Source organism: Streptomyces sp. NPDC003697 (assembly GCF_053587115.1).
In genome coordinates, this window is the sequence record NZ_JBSFNN010000013.1 from 68,265 (window position 1) to 88,765 (window position 20,501).

A 20,501-nucleotide genomic window follows, 5' to 3' on the forward strand; every position below is an offset into this window, starting at 1 on the left:
GTCCCCAGTAGTCTGCGCGTGTCCTGAAACTCCAGTCGTCACTGTCGTCTCGGTATCGCGCCGGCTTGCTGGGGGCCTTAACCACATCCTGTCCAAGTCACTACGCCGACTAGACGTCCTTGTCGACTCTGCAGCAACTCTTTCGGTGTTATGGCCTACTAACAACGATCCACGCCAGACGCCGTAAGTCAATAGTCTTTCGGCAAGTCTCGAAGAAAATCTCTCGCGATCACCTGCGACTGCGACATCCGGCTCGTCCGCGGGTCGACGGGGAGCCGGTCGCGGCCAAGCGATTACCCAGGTCAGCCCATCTAACCGACGAAGGGCCTGCGCATGCGCATCGCCGCGTCAGGCCGGGTTGCTCTCCCGGGAGCTGCCTTGGACGCGGTCACAGAAACCGGCGTGCCAGTCCCGCTCCAGATCGCCTGTGTCGAATACGCTCCGAAGACGTCCGACCTGGCGGCCTCGACAACGCGGATGCGCGGGAATGCCGCCCGGTGGCGGCTCTCCACGTAGGCCGGGACGGCGCAGCTGCCGGATACGGAAGGGGCAGGGGTGCGGCATGCGATCCCCGAGCGTGCACCTACGGGAGATCACCGACGAAGACCGGGATGCCGTCCGTGCCCTCCGCGTCCGACGTGACCAGAAGCAGTTCGTCGCCTCCGTGTCCCATTCGCTCAAGGAGGCGGCGAAGAAACCTGAGGCCAATCCCTGGTACCGCGCCGTGTACCGCGGCGATGAGCCAGTCGGCTTCGTGATGCTGTCGTGGAAACCGCCGGCCGGTCCCTACGAAGGGCGCCACTTCCTCTGGCGCCTCCTCGTCGACAAGCGCTACCAGGGCCGAGGGATCGGCCGAGAAGCGCTCACGCAGGTCGCCACCCTGGTGCGCGCGGACGGCGCCGCCGAGCTGCTGACCAGCTACGAGCCCGGCAACGGCGAGCCGTGGCCCTTCTACCAGAAGTTCGGGTTCGAGCCCACTGGGGAGATCGACGACGGCGAGATCGTTCTGCGACTCACCTTGCCCGCTCGATGAGCGGTTTTACGGAAGCGCGGAAACGTTGGTGGCCCCCGGAGGAGTCCGGGGGCCACCGATGTGTCTCCTCCACTGAGCCCGATCACGACGCCGCCCCGCTAGTCGGCAGTGACCCCCCAGTAGGCGATCTGCGCGGGCCGGCCGTCGCGGTAGAGCACCGTGCAGTTCCCCTCGGCGCGGCCCGGGAAGCCCAACCGCTCGGAGTGGAGGGCGGCGTCCCACTCCGCGTAGGTGGGCCGGCCGTGAGGAGCCCACGCACGGACCTCATCATCGGTCAGCAGGCGCATGAACGGGCCGTTGTCGGTGTCCGTGCCCTCGATCATGCAGGGAAAGTCCAGCACGGTGCCCGTGCCGCCGGTCAGGATGTATTCCTGCCAGTCCGGGTCGCGCCACAGCTCCTCGACGGACCGGCCCTCGAAACCGTGGTTGTCCCGCGCCAGCTCCTCTTCCTGGGCCTGCCGGAATGCGGCCTCCAGATCACGCTGATACGGACGAGTGTCGCGCCATGCGTTGCCGCCCACCTCTGTCCCTCCCCACCTGAGCTCTTCAATCGAAGGCGCAGCGTAAAGGACGGCACTGACAGCGCACCGTCCGATCACTCGTACTCGCGCAGCAGTTCCTCGATCTTGCGGTTGGCGATCTCCTGCCGTCCGTCGATGCACTTGGCGTAGCGGCTCAGCAGGACCTCGACGCTGTTGCCTGCTCGCTCGGCGACCTCGGTCGGGTCCACCCCGGAGTTGAGCCAGGTCGACAGGGCCGAGTGTCAGAGGTCATACGGGCGAGCCGCGAGCGGGGACGCGACTGCGGCCGGCGGAAGCGCCAGCGCACGGGCTTCCTGCCAGACGCGGTAGTACGTCGAGGAGCCGACCACTCCCCCGCGCTCGTTGGCGAACAGCCGCCCGTCCTCGGCGCTACCGAAGGTGTCGAGGTGTTGCCGGAGGATGGCGACGAGCTGGGGCGGGATCGGTACGAGCCGCACCTCCTCCGCCGGCCGGTTCTTCAGGCCCCGGTCATCGTGGGTCTCGCCGGAGTCCGTCCATTGCTTGCCGACACTGGGGCGCGTCCGATTCAGCAGTGCCGTCCCCCAGCCGACCTCGGGGAGCTTCAGGTCCGCACTGGTGAGGCCGACGGCCTCAGCCGGGCGTAGGGCCCCGTAGTACATGCAGGCGAAAAGGCCGACGAGTCGTCGGCCACGTGCGCGGCCGTACCCGCCGACGTACGAGACCGCGGTCAGCAGGGAACGAGCCTGCTCAGGATTGGCGACCACCCGGGGATCGACCTCCCCGGCGACCTTCGGCTTCTTCCATCGGATGCCCGTGATCGGGTTCTCTTTGAACTCGCCGAGGTCCACCGCGTAGTGCAGCGCGTTGACGAGTGTCCGACGCTTGCGGCGAACGGTCTCCGCAGCCGCCGCCGTCCCGTCGAGCTTCAGCTTGAGCGAGTCCAGGACGGCCCTGCCGATCGCGGCGTCACCGAGGTCCGAGAGCGGGCGTGACGCCTTGGCCACCCAGTGCAAGGTGTTCGCGATCTCGGTCGGCAGTTCACGCTCGTCCGGACCGGGAAGGACGAAGGCCCAGTTGCGAAGCGCCTTCCTGATCAGTTCCTCGGACGGCTGCCCCGTGCGATCGTCGAGAAGGGCCATCGTCACCGCGGTCAGCGCCTCATTGATGCCGTTGCGCGTGTTGGGAGCCGCGTGGGGCCACTTCATGGCGAGGTACTTCAGGGCGAAGGCGTACCAGGTCATCGAGGCCGCTTTCTCGACCATCGATTCGGGCAGCCCCGTCACCATGTCGAACTCTTCGCCGGCATGGGTGGCGCGGAGCAACTTGGACCGGTAGTGGTCCGCTAACCCTTTGGTGCGGAACTGTTCAGAGAACACAATCCCGGCGACAGTCCACCGGACGTCATAGGACGACTTCTTGGTGTTCCTCTTCCGGACGCCCCACACCTTCACGTCGAGAGACTTCATGCCGCTGCCTCCAACTGGCGCAACCATGCGGTGAAGTCACTCCGCCATACCCGGAGCTCCCCGTTGGGGAGCTTGAACGCAGCGGGGCCCTGCCCCAGCTCGCGCCACCGGTAGAAAGTCCGGCGAGACACCCCGCCCAGCTCAGCGAGGATCTGCGGGACGGTCATCAGTTCGTCGCGCCGGTGGTCCACGTCGGTGCTCCTTCCGTGTCGTCGTCTGCCGAGGCTGCAGGCGAGGGAATGCCGTGAGTGATCAGGTGTTCTGCAGCGGTCAGGCCTGTCCCGGCGAAGACCCAATGGGAGAGGACGAGGACGGTGTCCGGGTCGGGCAGCGGGTGGCCGCCCTCAGCCGCGCGTTCGCGGGCCAGGGCCTCGTTGTGGTCGGCGCGTTCCTGGCGGAGGGCGCCGAGGGTGACGGAGTAGGCGCGGGACTTGGTGGAGAAGTGGCCGCGGAAGCCGAGCATGTGGGCCCACTTGCGCAGGCGCAGTCGGCCGGCCGAAGTCAGCTCGGCTTCCTTGATAGCTATCAACTCGTCGCGGCCGGGTACGGCCTCGAAGTACCACAAGCCGCCCGCCACACCTGCCTGCGCAACGTGCCCCTGCACGAAGCCGTCCGGAACCGCATCTGGCTGGAGATCGTCTTCCTCGCACGCACTTGACCTCCTCGCGTAGCTGGCGATGCCCGCCCTGACCGGCGACATCCGCCGCAGAGACATAACTTCCCCGTCGTCGACAAGCTGACAGTGGCTCATGGACGATCGAAACTAGGCGGTTCGGGCTTCGATGCTCGATCAAGCCGGTGGGGTCAGCGGGCGCCGTATGCGAACATCCCTCTATGGGACGTAAGTCGAGAGAACGGGCCGCAGCCCTCTCCATACGGCGGAAGCTAGCTAGCGAAGGTGTCAGTATCCGTGAAGCTCGCCCAGGTGAAGGGAGGCTGGTCTACGACCTGGTGCGACTAGTTGACCCCGATCATCCCGAGTCCTTCCATAACGTGATAAATACAATTGACACGGGAGTCGACTCGACACACTCGGCCGGGTTGTACCTCAACCTCGTCATCGAGAACAAAGATGGAAAGCTACTGGGAGCCCTTTCCGCCGTTTCACCGTTCGACTGGCTTCAAGACCCCGATATCGATTGGTTGACCAAAAATGCCCTGGCCAGATCGGTAGCCACCGTCGAGGCTCTCGCAATCGCACCCCAAGCGCGTGGGATGCGGCTCGGCTGTCTTCTCCTCAAACACGCTGAAGAACATCTGCGTGCATCAGGCTGCCGCTTGTTGATCGCCGACTTCATACTTTCACGTCCCCACCTCGCTCAGTACTACACCAAGGCAGGGTTCACCGTCCTGCCAGAGGGCCAGTTCCTCTACGTAGGATTGCCGAAGGGGACCATTTTCCAGCGACCTCCCCACACTGATTGTCGCACTTCATGGAAGGCACTGAGCAGCGCGGTGACTGCCCAGCCAGGTCTACTAGCCCAAGGACAGGGACAGACTCCCGTTCCGGTACCTGGTGGGGTGATCGTTGGAGTTCTACCCCTCTGACCAGCCCGTTCTTTGTGCCTGCAACCCCAAGCAGTGATGCCTGGCCGATGGTCAGCGGGAGAGCGGCCGGCACCGGGAGGGTGGGGGCGCCGCTTCGACCGCGGGTCCACAGTGGCGTGCGCGGGGAGTTCCCACCTCGTCCACCGCTATCCGAGACGATCGCATGATCGCTGGTCGTGGACCATCTGTGGACTCGGTGCAACTACTACACGTGGACGAAGGCCGCGACCAGCGAGTATGCCGTAAGCCCACTCGGCCTCCGGAGACAGGTGCGAAGACCGACGCTGGCGCCGGCAGGGTGGGGCGGCCCGGCTTGGCTCGGCTCTGCTCTCACTCAAGATCGATATCCAGTATTTCCGCGAGGCGAGAAAGTCCTTCAAGGGATCGCTCCACGTGTACGGGGATGATTCGATCTCGCGCTTCTCTGGGGAGATGCCTGTCCGCCTCCTGCATGAGTGCGGCGTACTCGCCGAAGACTTGCACGCACAGGTTCGCGAGTTGCGCCGCTCGACGACGAACCGGATCGTCAGCGTTCAGGTCCGCCTCAAACCGTGCCAAGGCGTCTTCCAGGAATGAGTGACGATTGGGTGCAAGGGCACCGGGCGTTGGTCGGTCATCCATAGGCACAGTCTGATGGTTCGCACGCGGAGCGGTGAAGAGGCGCAGCATCGCCAAGGCCCAGCCGCGTGTGGGCCGCGGCCAAGTGCCGGCGGCGGTGCGCCGCAGCCAAGTCCAGCAACCACCGCGCCAGAAGCACCGCTCCGAGGCTGGGCCGTCTCTGGGCCGTACGAAGCCGGCCGACGCCGACCGACAACGACAGAAGCCCACGGCATCTGGGCTGGTCAGAGCCGTGGGCTTCGTCAGTCCCGCTGGTCAGCCGGACCGGTGATCAGTAGACCGACTTCTGAGCCGCGCCCACGGCGAACGGCTTGCAGCACGCTACGCCATCTCGCGCGCTCCAGGGGCGTGGGGTTCCGGTGCGTCAACGACGGCGCGGCCGTGGTTGCGGCATTGTCCAGCGCGTTGGAACGCCAGGGACAAGACTTCACCGAGCGGCACCGGGCGCGCCTGGTTGTGGAGCGGGTGGCCGACCGGAAGCGACGGGCCGCAGTACAGCCGACCGAACAATGAGGAGAGCAGGGAGCTATGGAGCGTAGGAGGCCAACCCCCGCCACGGCAGAGCAGCGGGACGCGCAGCGCCGTGTCGTTGCCATCGCCAGGGCAAACAGCGTCCTGAACCGCGGAGGCATGGCGCTGTGGCGGCCGGACGATGACGACGATTACGGCAGTGCCGACGCGGACGCGGTGACGGCCGACCTGGAGCTGCTGGGCGTCCGCAGTGAGATGGCCGTCCGGTACATGCCTCCGCGGTCGTATGAGCGGAGCCTCCGGAAGGGTCGTGAGGTCCGTGTGTCGTGGTCGGAGTTGGTGACGCTGGTGCACTGGATGCCGTCGCTACGGGAGCGCATGGAGCAGATCACGGAGGACGCCCCCAAGGTCTTCGAGTTCTTCTACTGGGAGCCCCGGCCGGAGGGCATGGCCCTCTGTACGGGGGTTTTCGCTGCGCAATGGCGCTGGTGGACGGAGAAGCAGGCCCGGCGCATGGGACTGATGTGCGCCGACTGCGGAGCCGACCTGCGGGAGCCGGGCCGCAATGCTTACCGGCTCCTAGGTGAGGACGGCCGCTATCGCTTTCATTGTGGCGACTGCTGCAACCAAGGCCTAGACGTACTGGAGGCACTCAGCAAGTGAAGGCCTGGCGGTCGTCGACACCGAGCAGGCTGGCGGCCGGGCCGTCGTCGGTTAGCTGCTGAGCCTGGTCGTCGTCCCGAGCCGCCACGGCGCGTACGTCAACGTTCCGGCGCGTACGTTTCCTGGTTCATGTACGCGACCAGCAGCTGCTCGCCGACGGCCGCGAGCTGTTGCGCTGCGACCCAAGAAGGAGAGCTGATGGCTGCGGACGATTGGCGCGCGGATGTCGAAAGAGCCGTAGAGGAGTACGTGCAGGCGTGCGAGGACTCCGGGAGGAGTGACGAGCCGGGAACGATGTACGTGAAGACCGGGCTGGACGAGCATCGCTCACTCGGCACGTCTCGTCACGGATGGTAGATGCGGCGCCGCTTCGGTTCGACGATCGAGTTCCAGTGGGACGACGAGGCGGGCGAGATCGTGGTGGACACCGACGCCCGGGGCATCTTCCAGGTCTCCGTAACGGCAAGACCCGACGGGAAGTTCGCGCTGCGCCTGATCGAAGTTCCGGACTCGTACGAGCTGGAAATCTGACAGACCCCCGGCGGGCTGCTGCCGGGGGGCGTTTGTGGGTCGCCCGCCCGCGTTCGAGTGGCCGAGCCGGTGCGTGGCGCCCCTCGATCGCAACGATGCTGGCGAGCCCGGCATCGCCGTCCGTCTCCTTACCGTCTCATTCAGCGCCGTTCAAGGCCGTTCGGATGGATACGGGTGACAAGGCGTCCCGCACCTGTGGTGCCTGGCGCCCCCGCCATTCTCAGCGAGGTGACACTAGCCGGGGAAAACGTCTCCCGTCTCGACCCCGACGCCCGTATCATCCTCGAATGACCGACATGTTCGGGGCGTTCGCTGTCGCTGCTCTCAGCTTGGCCGTGTCTACGGTCTCACTCAGTTGGCAAGTCGCTAGCCACTTCTTGAGCGGTGCCCGGGTGCGCTGCGAACTGTCGATCGCGATCCATGACGGTGGGGATCCTGTCCCGTCCATCGTCTCGGAGGTTGTCGATCGCACTACAACGGACCTTCAACGCGTCCATGGCGCAGAGTTCGAATCGTACGTGCATGACGCATTCAGTGTGGTCGTACGCAACACTGGGCGTGGACCCGTGAGCGTACGCGTGCCATGCATATCCGACAGACGTCGCTCCTACTGGGGCGGTGCGCCATCTCGCGTTCGAGCGGTCGACTTCGCGATGCAGGGGAGCGTCTGCCGTCTGGAGCCTGGCGAGGCGAAGACATGGCTCTTGTCAATGTGGCAGATCATCGACACGATCCGCGCCTCCCGTCCCGGTGAGCCTCTGACCTGCCGGGCCGCGGTTCTCCTAGGTACCGGACGGTGGGTGAAGAGCAGCCGCGCCAACTCATGGCACGTTCCGGCAGGGATGACGAGCCTGAGACGCTAGTTATGTGTTTGCGCCTGGGATCCTCCCCAGTGCCGGAGCTGTTCCGCTGACATCCAACGCTGACATCAACGACCCCGGACGGCGGCGTCACACAGCACCCACGTGTGGCACCGATGCACAAGGCCGGCGTCATCTGGGCCAAGGTTAGATCGAACTCCTAAAGCGGTGCTCACGCATGAGCGCCCTCCCGGGCCGTCCTCGGGCCGTGGAAGGGCGCTCAATAGTGACCAACCTCGACAGGCGCCAACAGCTCGGCCGCAGGTCAAGACGTTGATCGATACGACGGCCGCAGGTCACGGCCGCCGGTGATCAGTTGTGGAGATACATACTAAGTCCGCCACCCGTGGCCACGTCGGGAGGCGGAGAAGGGCCCGGGGCGTCCCGGGGGCCGTGTGCCATGCGCTGATCATCCAGGAGCCCGCCAGCAGCGCCCTCGGGCACTCGAAAGCCTTGCACGGCGACCAGGCCAAGCCCTGGATGTACGTCGGCCCGCCTCGCAGCCGCCAGCGGTAGGCCGTGCCGTCGACAACGATCTGTCGTGATCCCTTGCGGACCAATGCCATGCCTGTCCCTTCAACAGCGAAGGTGCTAGCGAGCCCGGGCCCCCGTCCGTTAGCCCTCCGCTCCGTTCGCCGACTATCGGTGGCGTTCGAGCAGCGAAGAGAGACTGCTTCTCAGCCAGGACCCCGCCTTGTCCACGGCCCGTTCCAACAGTTCTCGGATGAAATCTTCTGGACTCACCTCATACCACTGCTGGCAGATGAGAAGGGCCACGTTGCGATCGTGAACTTCCAGCACCCCGGCGACGCCAGGAATGCACTTCGGCTCAGGTGGAGGGGCCGACTCGCCAAGGGCCACCTTGTTCCACCATGCCGCTGTCAAGGTTCCCTCCTTACCTCCTATCTTCCGTGTCATGGCCTCCATCTGGTCATAGCTCATCCCCTCACTGGTACGCCGCTGCACTTCCCGACTGAACACGTTGTGGCTCATGGCCGTCATCGTTCAGGAAGATCAGCACCCTGTCAGGTGGGTTGAAGGATCTGCGATCACGGTTCATCGGCCCCGCTACAGGAAGGAGACTGCGTGCCTTATGCCACTCTCGACGAGCTGAAGGGCCGCCTCGACTGGAATCTCGACAACGAGCTGCGCATCGCGGTGGGGGCGCTGGACGACGCTTCGGATTTCGCGGCCACCTACGGCCGCGACTGGCCCGAGGACACCGCGCCCCGCCTGGTGAACACGCTCACCCTGAAGTCCGCAGCGAGTACCTGCGCAACCCGAACGGCTACACAGAGCCGGGCCGGGGACGAGACGCTCGCCTGGTCGGACATCGGCCGGGACGCCGTCGAGCACGGCGGCCGTGTCGTAGGGAAGCATCTAGAACGCCCGTAAGCGACCGCCGCACCACAAGCGCACCAGAACGAGCGGGGAGTAGCGGGGAACCACGGGTGAAAGCCATCGGGTCGGGCGAGGCCCCAGCGAAGCTGTTCGCCCAGGTCAGTGCCAAAACCGGCAGCGAATGCCCGCAGCTTCCCAAGCTGAGGGCTCGGCCGGCCGTCGTCGTCAGGCGCTGGCCGTGGGCACCTGCTCTGGTCGACGGCACAGGCCGCATGGCTGAGGCTAGTGGGGGCGCAGCGAGGCACACGCGCGCGTGATCGGTTGGCACACCCGCCGTCGTGGCGGACTGTCATCGGGCTGAGGTTCAGACAGGGGCGCATCGAAGATGCCGCCCGTCGGCCGAGCGAGACAAAGCTGGGCCGTCCGAGGGCGCTCGACAGTGGCCAATGACGACCAACGACGACCACCAGGCGCACGGGCCTACCGTCTCTGAGCAGCGAAAGCGCAGGTCACCAAGATCCCCGGCAAGACCCAGGGCAAGAAGAAGGGCCTTGACTCAGCCATTGCGACTCTGCTGGCCTCCTGCACTCCGACAGGGACCCCGCAGGAGACGCAAGAGGTATGCGACCACTTCCATTCAACGCCGCGCGTAGCGATCTACAACTTTGCGCATTATATGAGAGTGGAGACTGCCAAGATCGTGCTTGCGTACGTGGAGGCACTAACGTGGCCCGTCATGGTTGTGGGCCTGGTCTATCTATTGCGGACCCACCTAGCGGGGCTCATCGGAAGACTCAGCATGATCAGCACACCCGCCGGAGATCTTGAATTTGCCGCCGACGTGAACCAGGTCCACAATGCGGTTGTCGAGGCCGTGAGTGAACAGAACTCTAGCCAGAATCCGGGTGACTCACGTTCAGGTGTTCGGTACGACGGACAAGATCTCGGCGCATTTGACGCTCTACGCGATGTCGCGGCGTCAGCACCAGACGCGGCAATCATGGCCGCATGGCGGCGCGTAGAGTTAAGACTTTCTGAAGCGCACTGTCTGGTGCGAGGGACCTCATGGAACAACGTGGCGGCCCGTCGCGTCTTCCCTATCACTCCCCGCCGGTGGACGGAAGACCTCGTCGCCGCGGGTCTGGATGCAGACGTCGCAGAAATCATCGCGGAGCTTGTCAGTCTCCGGAATCGAGCGGCTCACTCACATGACGTGTCTGGCATCTCAGCCTTGGAGTACGTGGAGAGCTGTGCCGTCGTGTGGGCATTGCTTGGACGCTTCATGGCCGGCCACGAGCTGAACGGCCAGTCACTAGTTCCCCAGCCGCCGGCTCCTCCAAGCTAGCCGCCCGGTTGGTCATCCTGGGAGGCGGCCGCTGTGGGACGTTCGCACGCCCTGTGTCGAAACGTGTCAAAGTCGGCATGCAGGGCTTCGTCAAGCCACATAACCGAGCAGGTCAACGGCTTTATGCGTGCGAACAAGAGACACGCTGGTTGCAGCTCATGCAGGTTCGAATCCTGCCGTAACACCAGTGCACACGCGGCCGGGTGATGTCATGCTCCGCACCAGAAGCAGACTTCCGCTCCAGGGTGACCATACTTCTGCGTGCCGCAGCGGGCGCAGCTAGGCCGGCGCGGGCGGGCTGTGGGGGCGTAGGGACCAGGTCTGCCGTCAAGAGTCTGCCACTGTAGCCACTCATTGATTTGGTACGACGAAGAGTTCGGTGCGGAGCGGGTTTCGATGGGCGGCCCTTCGCGCCGCTGACGTGCCGCATCCAGTGCCTGCTGGAGCTCCTGGCGGATGCGGGCTGCATCCTGCGCGCGCTGTAGTCGCCACCTTCTGCAGACCATGAAAAGGCAGCCAGCGTCGACGGCACCAAACATTAGCGCCATACCGTAGTAGTCAACGTCGTGAGCGGTTAACCCGAGACCGATAGACAGCAGAGTGAGCGGGGTGAGGCAGATGATCCAGAACACGAGGGCGGTAACCCCATCGCCTTCCAGAGAGAGATCTCCGTAGTCCTGGGCCAGGCCCGAACGCCAGTGCGGTGAAACCCAGGTGCCATCGGCACGGTAATAGCCGCGAACGTGTGGCACTACTTCCCCCCACGCCTGTCGTCCTGCACCGGTCCCGAAATACTGCTACTAACCATGATGGACCATGCTGCTGCCCGGCGAGAGATAAACGGTGTGGCTCCCTTCACAGCCTCAGCTCTCCCCTAAAGCGGTGCTCCGAGAGCGCCGACGCCTCCACCAGCTGCGGTCGCTACGCTCGGACTCGTGAGCTAAGCCGCCCGACTCATGGCGAACCACCGAGTCCACGTCGTACTGACCGACGTCGCCGCCTGTCCCAAGTGCGGCCAGCCCATGAGATCCGGCGGCTTCGTTCTCTCTCAGCGGCAGGACGATGGCCGGCGGACCTGCCCGACGCTGTGGAGGTGCAGCGGTCGGCACGTCTGGTGGCGCTGGGCTGATCGGCCGGACGAACCTTTCGAGGTCTGCCCGGTACTGGAACTGTTCCGCTGACATCAACGACCCCGGACCGCAGCAACAAGCGGCAGCCAGTCGTGGCGTCAGTGCCCGAGGTGGACCCCGATCAGGCCCAACGCGGAGCGAACTCCTAAAGCGAGTGTCACAGGGTCTGAGCGTGCCCGGGGTGCCGCGCACAGCTCCAGGACTCAAAAGGGCCCGGGCTGCGGTGGGACGCCGGCCCCTTGACCGCGATCACCCGCGGGAGGAAGATCCGTCTGCCGATCAAGGAGATGTGATGCTGCGGTTCATGGACTGGTCCGTAGTCGCGATGGGGTGCGCGCTGGTCCTCGCGAGTATCGGCAGCCGGTGGTGGGATCGGACCAAGGTTCGGAAGGGAGCGAGTCCCGATCAGGACATGCGCTTCTTTCGGGCATGGCTCCCTCTCCTCATGGGCCTGGGGATGATCGGCGGAAAGGTGCCGAGCCTGTTGCTCGCGCCCCACTCCGTCGTCATGATCGTGGACACTCTCAACGTTGTGCTGGCGGTCACGGTGCTGATCTTGGCCCTCCGGGCGGGGCGTCGCTTCTTTCGGACGCGCGGTCTTCGCACCCTCGAATGACGGCAACGAGCACGGACGGCGCCAGCACCTGGCAGCTTGTCGCGGAAGTGGCACGGATGTGCTGGGCCAGGCCTCTGGGGCGTGCCCGCATCTTCTAAACGCCGGCGCAGGTGTTGTCTGGCAGCCATGGTCCCAAGGGCTCCGTCCTGAGGGCTGGGCCGTCTCTGGGCCGTCCGGCGTTGACCAACATCGACAAGCGACGACAGGCAGCGGAGACGTCAGCGCAGGTCAGCTCAACGCCCCACCACGTCGATCGACTTGGGCACTGACTGAAAGTAGTTCTTCAAGCTACTGATCGACTCACCCGTTGAGACTCCGTCGACCTCACGTTTCCGGAGCGAACATGCAGCGCTGACGGCACATCTCCCACGAGCACCGACCGGGCACCTGCTCCCTGTAGCAGATAGGCGCCGATCGCGGGCTGTGAGTGACGGTCTCGGCAGGGTGCTCAACCTTTGGCGGATCAGAGCTCAGCCACGCAATGATCACGAAGACCACCATCGCCATGCCGCCGAAGATCCCGAGGACCACACGCTCTTGCGGGGGCAACTGCGACACAGCCCAGGCAAGGGGTATGCCGATAGCCGTCATCACCCACGAGACACGACGTACGGACTCCCGAAACGGCAGGTTCTCCAACGCCCAGAACCAGAGGCCTGCCCAGGTGAACCACAACAGCAGCTCAAGCATCCATCCCCCCTCAGCCTCACAGTGATGATGCCAGGGAGAAGCCCGGGCGTCGTGCCCCTTGCGTGCCCTTACACAGGGGAGCCCCGGGGAACAGAAGTCGGCCACAGTGCACGGGGGAACGTTGCAGGCCACGCATCGCCCGGCCAGGCGCTACTCCTGCTCGTCATCCTGGTGGCCGGCCACGGGACTGTAAATCGTTCGGTGTAACTCCCGATCATGGAAGGTGCATCGATGACCAGTGAGAACGTAGCCGAGCAGGAGACTGTCGAGTTGGCAGCGGCTGTGTCGGCGAAGGCCGTGGACGACCAGCTGATCGACGAGCTGGTGAGCCGGGCTCAGGCCGAGGGCGGACTGTTGCAGCAGCTGACCAAGCGGCTGCTGGAGTCCGCCCTGGAGGGCGAGATCACCGACCACCTCGGCTATGACAAGCACGATCCGGCTGGGATGGCGGCAACTCTCGCAACGGCAAACGCTCCAAGACCGTCCTGACCGAGGTCGGGCCGGTGGAGATAGCCGTGCCCCGCGACCGGGCCGGCTCCTTCGAGCCGAAGATCGTCAAGAAGCGGCAGAAGCGCCTGACCGGCGTCGACGAGATGGTGATCTCGCTGGCGGCGAAGGGCCTGACCACCGGTGAGGTCCAGGCCCACCTGGCCGAGGTCTATGGCGCCGAGGTCTCCCGCCAGACCATCTCCACCATCACCGACAAGGTCCTCGAGGGCATGGCCGAATGGCAGAGCCGCCCCCTCGACGCCGTCTATCCGGTGGTCTTCATCGACGCAATCCACGTGAAGATCCGCGACGGCGCCGTCGCCAACCGGCCCATCTATGTGGCCCTGGCCGTCACCACCGAAGGCCGGCGCGAGATCCTGGGCTTGTGGGCCGGCGACGGCGGTGAGGGCGCCAAGCACTGGCTGCACATCCTCACCGAGGTCAAGAACCGCGGTGTCGGCGATGTGCTGATGCTCGTCTGCGACGGGCTCAAGGGCCTGCCCGAGGCGGTGGAGACGGTCTGGCCGAGGACGATCGTGCAGACCTGCGTCGTCCACCTGCTGCGGAATTCTTTCCGCTATGCCGCCCGCCAGGACTGGGACAAGATCGCCCGCCTCCTCAAGCCCGTCTACACCGCACCGACCGAGGAGGCCGTCCTGGACCGGTTCGCCGAGTTCGCCGACGCCTGGGGCCGGAAGTATCCGGCGATCGTGAAACTCTGGGAGAACGCCTGGGAGGAGTTCACGCCGTTCCTGTGGTTCGACACCGAGATCCGCCGCATCGTCTGCACCACCAACGCGATCGAGTCGGTCAACGCCCGGATCCGGCGAGCGGTCAAGGCCCGCGGCCACTTCCCCAACGAGCAGGCCGCCCTGAAGTGCGTCTACATGGCCATCATGTCGCTCGACCCCACCGGCAAGGGCCAGGCCCGCTGGACCATGCGCTGGAAGACCGCACTGAACGCCTTCGACATCACCTTCGACGGCCGGCTCTCAGCAGCCCGCCACTAACCCAACCACCCCAGTTACACCACTCGATTGACAGACCCCCGGCCACCTGCTCTGCCATCACCAAGTTGACCCAGTATTCCAACGTGGCAATGCCGTTGCTTCCAACGCAGCCCGGAGGTTGGCCCAGCGCACCGCGCGAGGCACGGTAATCTCTAGGTCGGGCGGAATATTGGGCACCGGAAGCGTGGCAAATGCCGTGGCAGTGATCGCCTGTGTTCCTTGAGACCTGAGCAGGGTGGGCGGTGTCTCCGCATTGGTCGGGCTGACGAGCACACGGGTGTCCCATGCGCACCCCACCGGAGCAGCCCGATTGTGGATATGGATGAACGCAGGGCCGCCGAGGAACCAGCGCACAGTAGCCGTGCACCACACGTGATCACCGATACGGTACGCCTTCACCTCCCTCATGGAGTCGAACAGCGCAGTCGGACGAATCAGCCACCCCTGTGCGATGGCGGTCGACGTGGTGCCGGCCGTCAAGGTCTCTTCCGAGACGTCCCCGAGCGAGGTCGTCGTGCACTCGAAGCGTGAGGGAAGAGTGTCTGAGGCCACGGCCGACATCGCACTCCACGCTTCCCGACTGACCATCTCGCGGGTCTCCGGGGCCGAGAGGATCGCGCGCACCTGATCCTCATCAACCTCGGTCTGCGTCGCGAACCTCGCAACGACCTTTTCCAGGGATGTCAGGTGCACGAACCGGTCCTCGATGCCTTCGAGGTCCTTGTCCATCGGGTACGGATACGATGCTCCCTTCGTGAAGTCCTTCCAGTTCCGGCTGACGAAGTAGACCGTCTCGCCTGGGTGCTCGCGTGCGTACTCGATGGCCGTCAGCCAGATTGCAGCGTCCCGGCCGCCGATCTTCATCTCGTCACCACCGTCGTTGATGGCGATGGACTTGCAAGGTGCGAGGGCGTTTGCCTCCCGGACCACAGCTTCAGCGAGCGCCCTCTCGCTCGTCGGGATCACGTCGACGATCGCACGGTACTTCTCGCGCCAATGATCCTGGAAGCGCTCCAGGTCCAGCGGCACGAGCTCGGCGCTTACCGGCCACGGCGTAGAGCTCCTGACGCTCCGTAGGATCTGCTGGGCCGCCTCGTACTTCTTGCGGTACGGCACTGCCCGATGCGACGTCAGCTCCTCCAGGACAACCCACGGCACGGCGACGTCCTCAACGCCGGACGTGCGGATAGTCGTGAGCAGGTCCGTGCTGACGCTGTCGAGCGCGAAGCTGTGGAGAATGTTTGTGTCCAAGATGATCAAGGCGGCTGGCTCCGTCTCCCTCGGCGCTGCGTAGGCAGGGCCCAGGCTTCCAGGAAGTCGGTTCATCCGTCGGGAATTTGAAGCACGGGCAGGCGGTGTAACCGTGGCTAATCGATCGGTGGATCAACCGCTGCGAGGAGCTCGCAGCTTCCCAAGCTGATGTCACGCGTGGACCTGCCGCTTCGTCCGGGCTGCGGCGCTGGGGCGCCGGTCCCGGCCGAGCGGCAGGCCAACCAAGCGCACCGAGACAGCAGTCAGCCCCGTGCGGCAGCGCTGGGAAACGCTGTCTTACGGGGCCAGGCCGGGTGACTCGGGCAGCATGCTCGACCGCGGCCGACCGGCCGTCCGGGAGCAGCTCAGGCAGCAGGTGCCTGGTGCCGACCAGTCGGAAGTCCATCAGCCGTCTCGCTGTGCATCTCCGCGTCCAGTCCAGCAGTGATCAGCATCGCCAGCAGTTCGGCCGTCTCGGGGTGAACGGTCCCGAGCTGCACCAATCCGTCGCCGAAGACGTTCACGTCAGCCACGAGGCCGGGAAAGTCGGAGTCCAGGTCGAGGAGGACGAGCTGATCTGCCAATGTGGCGCTGAGCAATAGTCAAGAGCTATGGGAGAGCCGATTCTTCAGCTCTCGCTTCGGTGGCTGAGGGTGGCCCGCGGTGTTGCGGATCCGCTTGGTGCGGCCGGCGTCGGCGAGGATGATCCCGATGGCCTCGGTGTTCGTTCCGGCGGCGGTCTTGAGCTGGAGCCAGTTGGATGATGCGAGCAGGTCGTCCGGCTGCCAGGGCAGCTTGCGCGTGACGGCGCGGCACAGCGACCACTCCCGCAGGCGCTGAGCCAGGAAGGGGCGGGTGCCCGTTCGGTCGGGAAACAGCGAGGAACCGCGGTCGCTGGCGGACAAGGCTCACGAGAACGGCCCCTGACCGAGTTAGGCGAATTCCAGGGGTCGTTGCAACACAAGTTGATCAACTGGCTGATGCCAGGAGCTTAGCGAGACGCTCGGCTGGGGTTTCCCAGCCGAGCGTTTTGCGTGGTCGGCTGTTCAGCTCGGCCGCGACGGCGTCCAGGTCCTCGCGGGTGTAGCGGGCCAGGTCGGTGCCCTTGGGGAAGTACTGCCGCAGCAGGCCGTTGATGTTCTCGTTCGAGCCGCGCTGCCAGGGGCTTCCGGGGTCGCAGAAGAAGACCGGCATGTCGGTGGCGGTGCTGAAGTCCTTGTGCAGGTGCATCTCGGAGCCCTGGTCCCAGGTGAGGGAGCGTCTGAGCTGGGCGGGCAGGGTCGAGACGGTCTGGGTGAGCGCGTCTCGCATCTGTGAGGGACGGCGGCCATCGGGCAGGTGGATCAGGGTGACGAAGCGGCTGGAGCGCTCGACGAGCGTGCCGATGGCCGACTTGTGGACCTTGCCGATGATGAGGTCGCCCTCCCAGTGCCCGGGGACAGCCCGGTCGGCGGCCTCGGCGGGCCGGTCACTGATCATCACCATGTCCTTGGCCATGCGGGGCTGGCGCCGGTAGGACTGGCGGTGCGGCCTGCGCATCGTGCGGCCCGTGCGCAGTGCCTTGGCCAGCTCCCGGCGCAGTTCGCCGCGGCCTTGGACGTAGAGGGCCTGGTAGACGGTCTCGTGGGTCACGTTCATCTCCGGCCGGTCGGGGAAGCGTGTCCGCAGAGCCTGGCAGATCTGCTCGGGGCTCCACCGCATCGTGAGGTGGTGCTGGATGAAGTCCCGCAGTTCCGGGTCCTGGCCGATCTTTCCCGGCTTCGGCCGGGGCCGGCGGGCATCGGCGCGGGACTGGGCGGCGTGCGGGCGGTAGGCCCAGCGGGAGGCGTCCCCGCGCAGTGGCATGCCGTTGCGGCGTATCTCCCGGCTGATGGTGGAAGGGCTCCGGCCCAGCTCGGAGGCTATCTGCCGGATCGACGTCTTCTCCCGCAGACGGTCGGCGATGTGGATGCGGTCGGCCTCGCGCAGATACCGCGCCGGGCCGGCAGAGCTGAGCGGCCGGCGGACCGGCGGCGCACCACGTGTGCTTCCCGTGGCCTGGCGGCCGTTGCGCCACCGCTTCCCGGTACGCCGGTTGATGCCGACGATCCGGCAAGCCTCCATGCTGCTGACGCCCTGGTCCATGAGCCGGAAGTATTCCTCCCGCTCACGGACCAGGGCCTTTCGGCCTGGCGCCTGCCCCCGGTCCTCCCGGATCTTGAATTCCATCGCACTCCCCGAGCTGGGGTGTTGCGACGACCACTAGAACGGAAGTTACCAGGTCAGGGGCCGTTCTCACTGCTCATCGTGCGGAGGCGGTGGGATTTGAACCCACGGTGACATCGCTGCCACGACGGTTTTCAAGGTCGTCGATCGCTTGACTCGGCCGCTGAGACTCCACCGATCTCATTCCATGCGAGTCCGGTCGGTGGTACAAGGGAGCTTCCGTTGTGGCTATCAGCCGCGAGGGTTGGGGGCTGGAAGTGCCAGTGCAACCAACGCCACCGGGGCCGCAAGGGGCATCGGGTGCGAGGAGGGTGCCACCAGCGCCATCGCAGGCAAGGGGTGGTGTCTTCTCTGTCTGAAAGCTGTGAGACCCCAGCCGCCCCGCGATCCGGTGCCACCAAGGTTGGTGGCCAAGCGCCGAAAGCGCTGGGTATCGACTGGCAAGCCACCGGTGTCATCGGTCGGCACTCTCTGGGCCCACGACGTCACGTCGAAGTCTTCGGAGACTGCGAAGCTTCGACGCCGCCAAGCCTCAGGCGTGACCAGCTGGGCCGTCTCTGGGCCGTCCCCGGCTGCTCAACAGAACGTGGATGCGGAGACAGGGTCACGCAGCCCTGTTGACCGTGTTCGGATTAGCCACCATGAATCGTTGTGGAGCCGGAAGGCTCGTCGGCCCCACCAGCAGAGCTAGTGTGCGGGCTCGCTGCTCCAGAGGCCGAAGACACCGCGAAATAACACACATACTTGCAGATCACCGGGGGAAAGCGTGGGGTTGGCCAAGCGATACATGGAAGAAGTAGAAGCACAAGGCTGGCGTCCTACCGGTGACAAGTGGGTGTGTGAGCAGTGTATTAACGAGCCTTTCCTTGCAAAGAAGGTGGATGAGGCATCCGATCCTCAAGAAGCTTGCACTTTCTGCAGCCAAAGCCCGGCGGCTGAACTCGACGTGCTCATCGAGGCGTTTATGGACGGGGTTCAACTTCGATACGAGGATGCCGATATCGAACACCGCTATGACTCAGAGATAGGTTATCTGGGTCGCACCTTCGACACATGGGATCTCATTAGCGATGAATACGGAGAAATTTTCGTTGGCCCTGGACTAGTTGAGGCAGTACGAGAATCCGTTGTTTTTAAAATATGGACCGATAATCATTACTGGTATCACTCGCCAAGCGAAGCGCTTGGCGCTGGCTGGGAGCGATTCCGCGAAGCCGTTATGTACGAGTCTCGGTACGTTTTCTGGCTGCGTAAAGATTGGCAGGATCGGGACCAAGATGCCGATGGTGTTCATCCGGCTAAGGTCCTGCAAGCCGTGAGTGAGTACGTCGACAAGCACGACTTGTACCACACCTTCGAAGTAGGCGATACCTTCTGGCGAGCCCGCACACATACAAGTCCTGAAGTCTCCTGGGGGGCAAAGGACGTGGGAACAGCCGGACGGGAGCATGCTAAGCAAGCGAATCGCATGAGCCCTGCCGGTATCCCCATGTTCTACGGTGCCGAAGATTCAGACACTGCGGTCAGAGAGAGTCTCGTCCGAACCTCCGACACCCACGTCAGTGTTGCTGCATTCCAGGCAACACAACGATTCACTGTAGTGGACCTAACTGGAAGCAATATCCCGACAGTGCCCTCAGAATTCGACACAGAACGGTTTTCCGAGCGGCATCGCATTTTGTTCCTGAGAGACTTCATCAAGGATCTAACTAAACCAATCCGAGAAACCTACGAGCAGATCGATTACGTGCCGACTCAGATACTGACTGAGCACCTCCTAAAGGTGCACCAAGGTGAGCAAGGTGACATCGGTGGCTTGATGTACACCTCTGCCGTGACGGGCAAGACCTGCGTAGTGCTTGACGTACCTAACACTCGATGTATTGATCGGGATGACGAGATCTATCGCTTGGCAGGTGACAAGCTTCACTTGAGGATGGACGCTTCATCACTATCCACATTCAAGATCAAGCGAGAGTACGTGCCATTGCCGCCGGCCGGCGGCGATCCGTTCGCATAGCCGCTTGAACTTCGAGGAAGAAATATGAGCTCATCCACAAGTGCTCTGGTCATTGCCCTGGTGGGTATTGCGGGGACGCTCGCTTCGGGGCTTCTAACTCAACGCAGCGCTAACAACAGCAAGATACGAGAACTTGAACGGGCCGATCAGCAACGAAAAGAAGATCGCGCTTACCAAACCGAAAAAGCGGCTATCGAGACCCGACGCACCTGCTATGTCGCCCTCAACATAGCCGCTCGCTTATACCAGACAGCACTGACCAACTACCTTGTTGCCATTCGCGCCGGTGTCGTGACCGATGAGATACGCACCGACGTAGACGACATGCGGCGAGATCACAGAGCTCGTCACGCGGAGGCTCAGATGCTCGTTCCCGACGCTGTGTTGACTGCAGCCGGTGCGGTGAACAGTCATCTGAGCAACCTGTATGGGGTCTTGCGGCGACTCGACCTCGGGGCCCCCGAGCCGGGAGAGACCGTTGGGGTAGCCGCAGAGATGCGCGTGCAAACTTGGGATCTGTTGTCCGCGATGCGAACGGTAATGCGACACGACCTAGGAATTGTTCCGTAGAGCTACCATGACGGGATTCCCGGCTGGTCATCTGATCTTCAGCGCAGTAGCGCTGAGAGAGATCAGCACGGCTCCCGTCAGCCCAGCAAGACCCCGGCAGCCTATGCGGGCATGAACATGCGACACGAGGGTGGCGGGACG

Annotated in this window: 19 protein-coding genes and 2 pseudogenes; 10 read left to right on the top strand and 11 right to left on the bottom strand. The window is 64.5% G+C overall.

What is annotated here, in order from left to right:
• Positions 1-562 precede the first annotated feature (562 nt).
• Positions 563-1,033 (top strand): GNAT family N-acetyltransferase, encoded by a 471-nt coding sequence (locus ACWDNY_RS08000; RefSeq protein WP_451644867.1) that lies wholly within the window; start codon positions 563-565, stop codon positions 1,031-1,033.
• A 98-nt stretch (positions 1,034-1,131) separates the two neighbouring features.
• On the opposite strand, the gene ACWDNY_RS08005 is transcribed toward ACWDNY_RS08000, so the two are convergent.
• The 4 genes and pseudogenes from ACWDNY_RS08005 to ACWDNY_RS08020 form a co-directional block, all read right to left on the bottom strand.
• Positions 1,132-1,554, bottom strand: a complete 423-nt coding sequence (locus tag ACWDNY_RS08005; protein WP_451644868.1) for a hypothetical protein — start codon at positions 1,552-1,554, stop codon at positions 1,132-1,134.
• A 74-nt stretch (positions 1,555-1,628) separates the two neighbouring features.
• A pseudogene (locus ACWDNY_RS08010) lies at positions 1,629-3,002 on the bottom strand (tyrosine-type recombinase/integrase).
• A complete protein-coding gene (locus tag ACWDNY_RS08015; RefSeq protein WP_006134823.1) occupies positions 2,999-3,169 on the bottom strand; it encodes a helix-turn-helix transcriptional regulator in 171 nt (56 codons plus the stop codon). The pseudogene ACWDNY_RS08010 and the gene ACWDNY_RS08015 overlap by 4 nt, the downstream one beginning before the upstream one ends.
• Positions 3,169-3,753, bottom strand: a complete 585-nt coding sequence (locus ACWDNY_RS08020; protein WP_451644869.1) for a replication initiator — start codon at positions 3,751-3,753, stop codon at positions 3,169-3,171. The genes ACWDNY_RS08015 and ACWDNY_RS08020 overlap by 1 nt, the downstream gene beginning before the upstream one ends.
• An 83-nt stretch (positions 3,754-3,836) precedes the next feature.
• Between ACWDNY_RS08020 and ACWDNY_RS08025 the strand changes: the two genes are divergently transcribed.
• The gene (locus ACWDNY_RS08025; protein WP_451644870.1) at positions 3,837-4,550 is read left to right on the top strand and encodes a GNAT family N-acetyltransferase; all 714 of its coding nucleotides are present in this window, start codon (positions 3,837-3,839) and stop codon (positions 4,548-4,550) included.
• A gap of 330 nt (positions 4,551-4,880) precedes the next feature.
• On the opposite strand, the gene ACWDNY_RS08030 is transcribed toward ACWDNY_RS08025, so the two are convergent.
• Complete coding sequence (locus ACWDNY_RS08030) at positions 4,881-5,171, bottom strand: hypothetical protein (RefSeq protein WP_451644871.1); 291 nt, start codon at positions 5,169-5,171, stop codon at positions 4,881-4,883.
• A gap of 627 nt (positions 5,172-5,798) precedes the next feature.
• Between ACWDNY_RS08030 and ACWDNY_RS08035 the strand changes: the two genes are divergently transcribed.
• Both ACWDNY_RS08035 and ACWDNY_RS08040 read left to right on the top strand, forming a co-directional pair.
• Positions 5,799-6,302, top strand: coding sequence for a hypothetical protein (locus ACWDNY_RS08035; RefSeq protein WP_451644872.1), 504 nt, complete (start codon positions 5,799-5,801; stop codon positions 6,300-6,302).
• Positions 6,303-6,659: 357 nt separating this feature from the next.
• Positions 6,660-6,833, top strand: a complete 174-nt coding sequence (locus ACWDNY_RS08040) for a hypothetical protein (protein ID WP_451644873.1) — start codon at positions 6,660-6,662, stop codon at positions 6,831-6,833.
• A gap of 1,499 nt (positions 6,834-8,332) precedes the next feature.
• Here ACWDNY_RS08040 and ACWDNY_RS08045 read toward each other — a convergent pair.
• Positions 8,333-8,686: a hypothetical protein gene (locus ACWDNY_RS08045; protein ID WP_451644874.1), complete on the bottom strand. Its 354-nt coding sequence runs from the start codon at positions 8,684-8,686 to the stop codon at positions 8,333-8,335.
• A 93-nt stretch (positions 8,687-8,779) separates the two neighbouring features.
• Here ACWDNY_RS08045 and ACWDNY_RS08050 point away from each other — a divergent pair, with 93 nt between their 5' ends.
• The 3 genes from ACWDNY_RS08050 to ACWDNY_RS08060 all read left to right on the top strand — a co-directional run bounded on the left by ACWDNY_RS08050 (position 8,780) and on the right by ACWDNY_RS08060 (position 12,125).
• Positions 8,780-9,088: a hypothetical protein gene (locus tag ACWDNY_RS08050; protein WP_451644875.1), complete on the top strand. Its 309-nt coding sequence runs from the start codon at positions 8,780-8,782 to the stop codon at positions 9,086-9,088.
• 628 nt (positions 9,089-9,716) lie between these two features.
• Complete coding sequence (locus ACWDNY_RS08055) at positions 9,717-10,379, top strand: hypothetical protein (RefSeq protein ID WP_451644876.1); 663 nt, start codon at positions 9,717-9,719, stop codon at positions 10,377-10,379.
• A 1,422-nt stretch (positions 10,380-11,801) separates the two neighbouring features.
• Positions 11,802-12,125, top strand: coding sequence for a hypothetical protein (locus tag ACWDNY_RS08060; RefSeq protein ID WP_451644877.1), 324 nt, complete (start codon positions 11,802-11,804; stop codon positions 12,123-12,125).
• Positions 12,126-12,449: 324 nt separating this feature from the next.
• On the opposite strand, the gene ACWDNY_RS08065 is transcribed toward ACWDNY_RS08060, so the two are convergent.
• On the bottom strand, positions 12,450-12,815 hold the full coding sequence (locus ACWDNY_RS08065) for a hypothetical protein (protein WP_451644878.1): 366 nt from the start codon (positions 12,813-12,815) through the stop codon (positions 12,450-12,452).
• Positions 12,816-13,085: 270 nt separating this feature from the next.
• Between ACWDNY_RS08065 and ACWDNY_RS08070 the strand changes: the two are divergent.
• Positions 13,086-14,314 (top strand): annotated as a pseudogene (locus ACWDNY_RS08070) (IS256 family transposase).
• A 57-nt stretch (positions 14,315-14,371) separates the two neighbouring features.
• Here ACWDNY_RS08070 and ACWDNY_RS08075 read toward each other — a convergent pair.
• From ACWDNY_RS08075 to ACWDNY_RS08090, 4 genes are all read right to left on the bottom strand, one after another.
• Positions 14,372-15,574: a PIN domain-containing protein gene (locus ACWDNY_RS08075; RefSeq protein WP_451644879.1), complete on the bottom strand. Its 1,203-nt coding sequence runs from the start codon at positions 15,572-15,574 to the stop codon at positions 14,372-14,374.
• A 356-nt stretch (positions 15,575-15,930) separates the two neighbouring features.
• On the bottom strand, positions 15,931-16,149 hold the full coding sequence (locus ACWDNY_RS08080) for a hypothetical protein (RefSeq protein ID WP_451644880.1): 219 nt from the start codon (positions 16,147-16,149) through the stop codon (positions 15,931-15,933).
• 18 nt (positions 16,150-16,167) lie between these two features.
• Entirely contained in the window at positions 16,168-16,470 is a 303-nt protein-coding gene (locus ACWDNY_RS08085; protein WP_451644881.1) for a hypothetical protein, read from the bottom strand.
• A 64-nt stretch (positions 16,471-16,534) separates the two neighbouring features.
• Positions 16,535-17,773, bottom strand: coding sequence for an IS30 family transposase (locus ACWDNY_RS08090; protein WP_451644882.1), 1,239 nt, complete (start codon positions 17,771-17,773; stop codon positions 16,535-16,537).
• Positions 17,774-18,536: 763 nt separating this feature from the next.
• Here ACWDNY_RS08090 and ACWDNY_RS08095 point away from each other — a divergent pair.
• Together ACWDNY_RS08095 and ACWDNY_RS08100 are read left to right on the top strand one after the other, a co-directional pair.
• A complete protein-coding gene (locus ACWDNY_RS08095) occupies positions 18,537-19,790 on the top strand; it encodes a HEPN-associated N-terminal domain-containing protein (protein ID WP_451644883.1) in 1,254 nt (417 codons plus the stop codon).
• Positions 19,791-19,814: 24 nt separating this feature from the next.
• Positions 19,815-20,360: a hypothetical protein gene (locus tag ACWDNY_RS08100; protein ID WP_451644884.1), complete on the top strand. Its 546-nt coding sequence runs from the start codon at positions 19,815-19,817 to the stop codon at positions 20,358-20,360.
• The last annotated feature ends 141 nt before the right edge of the window (positions 20,361-20,501 follow it).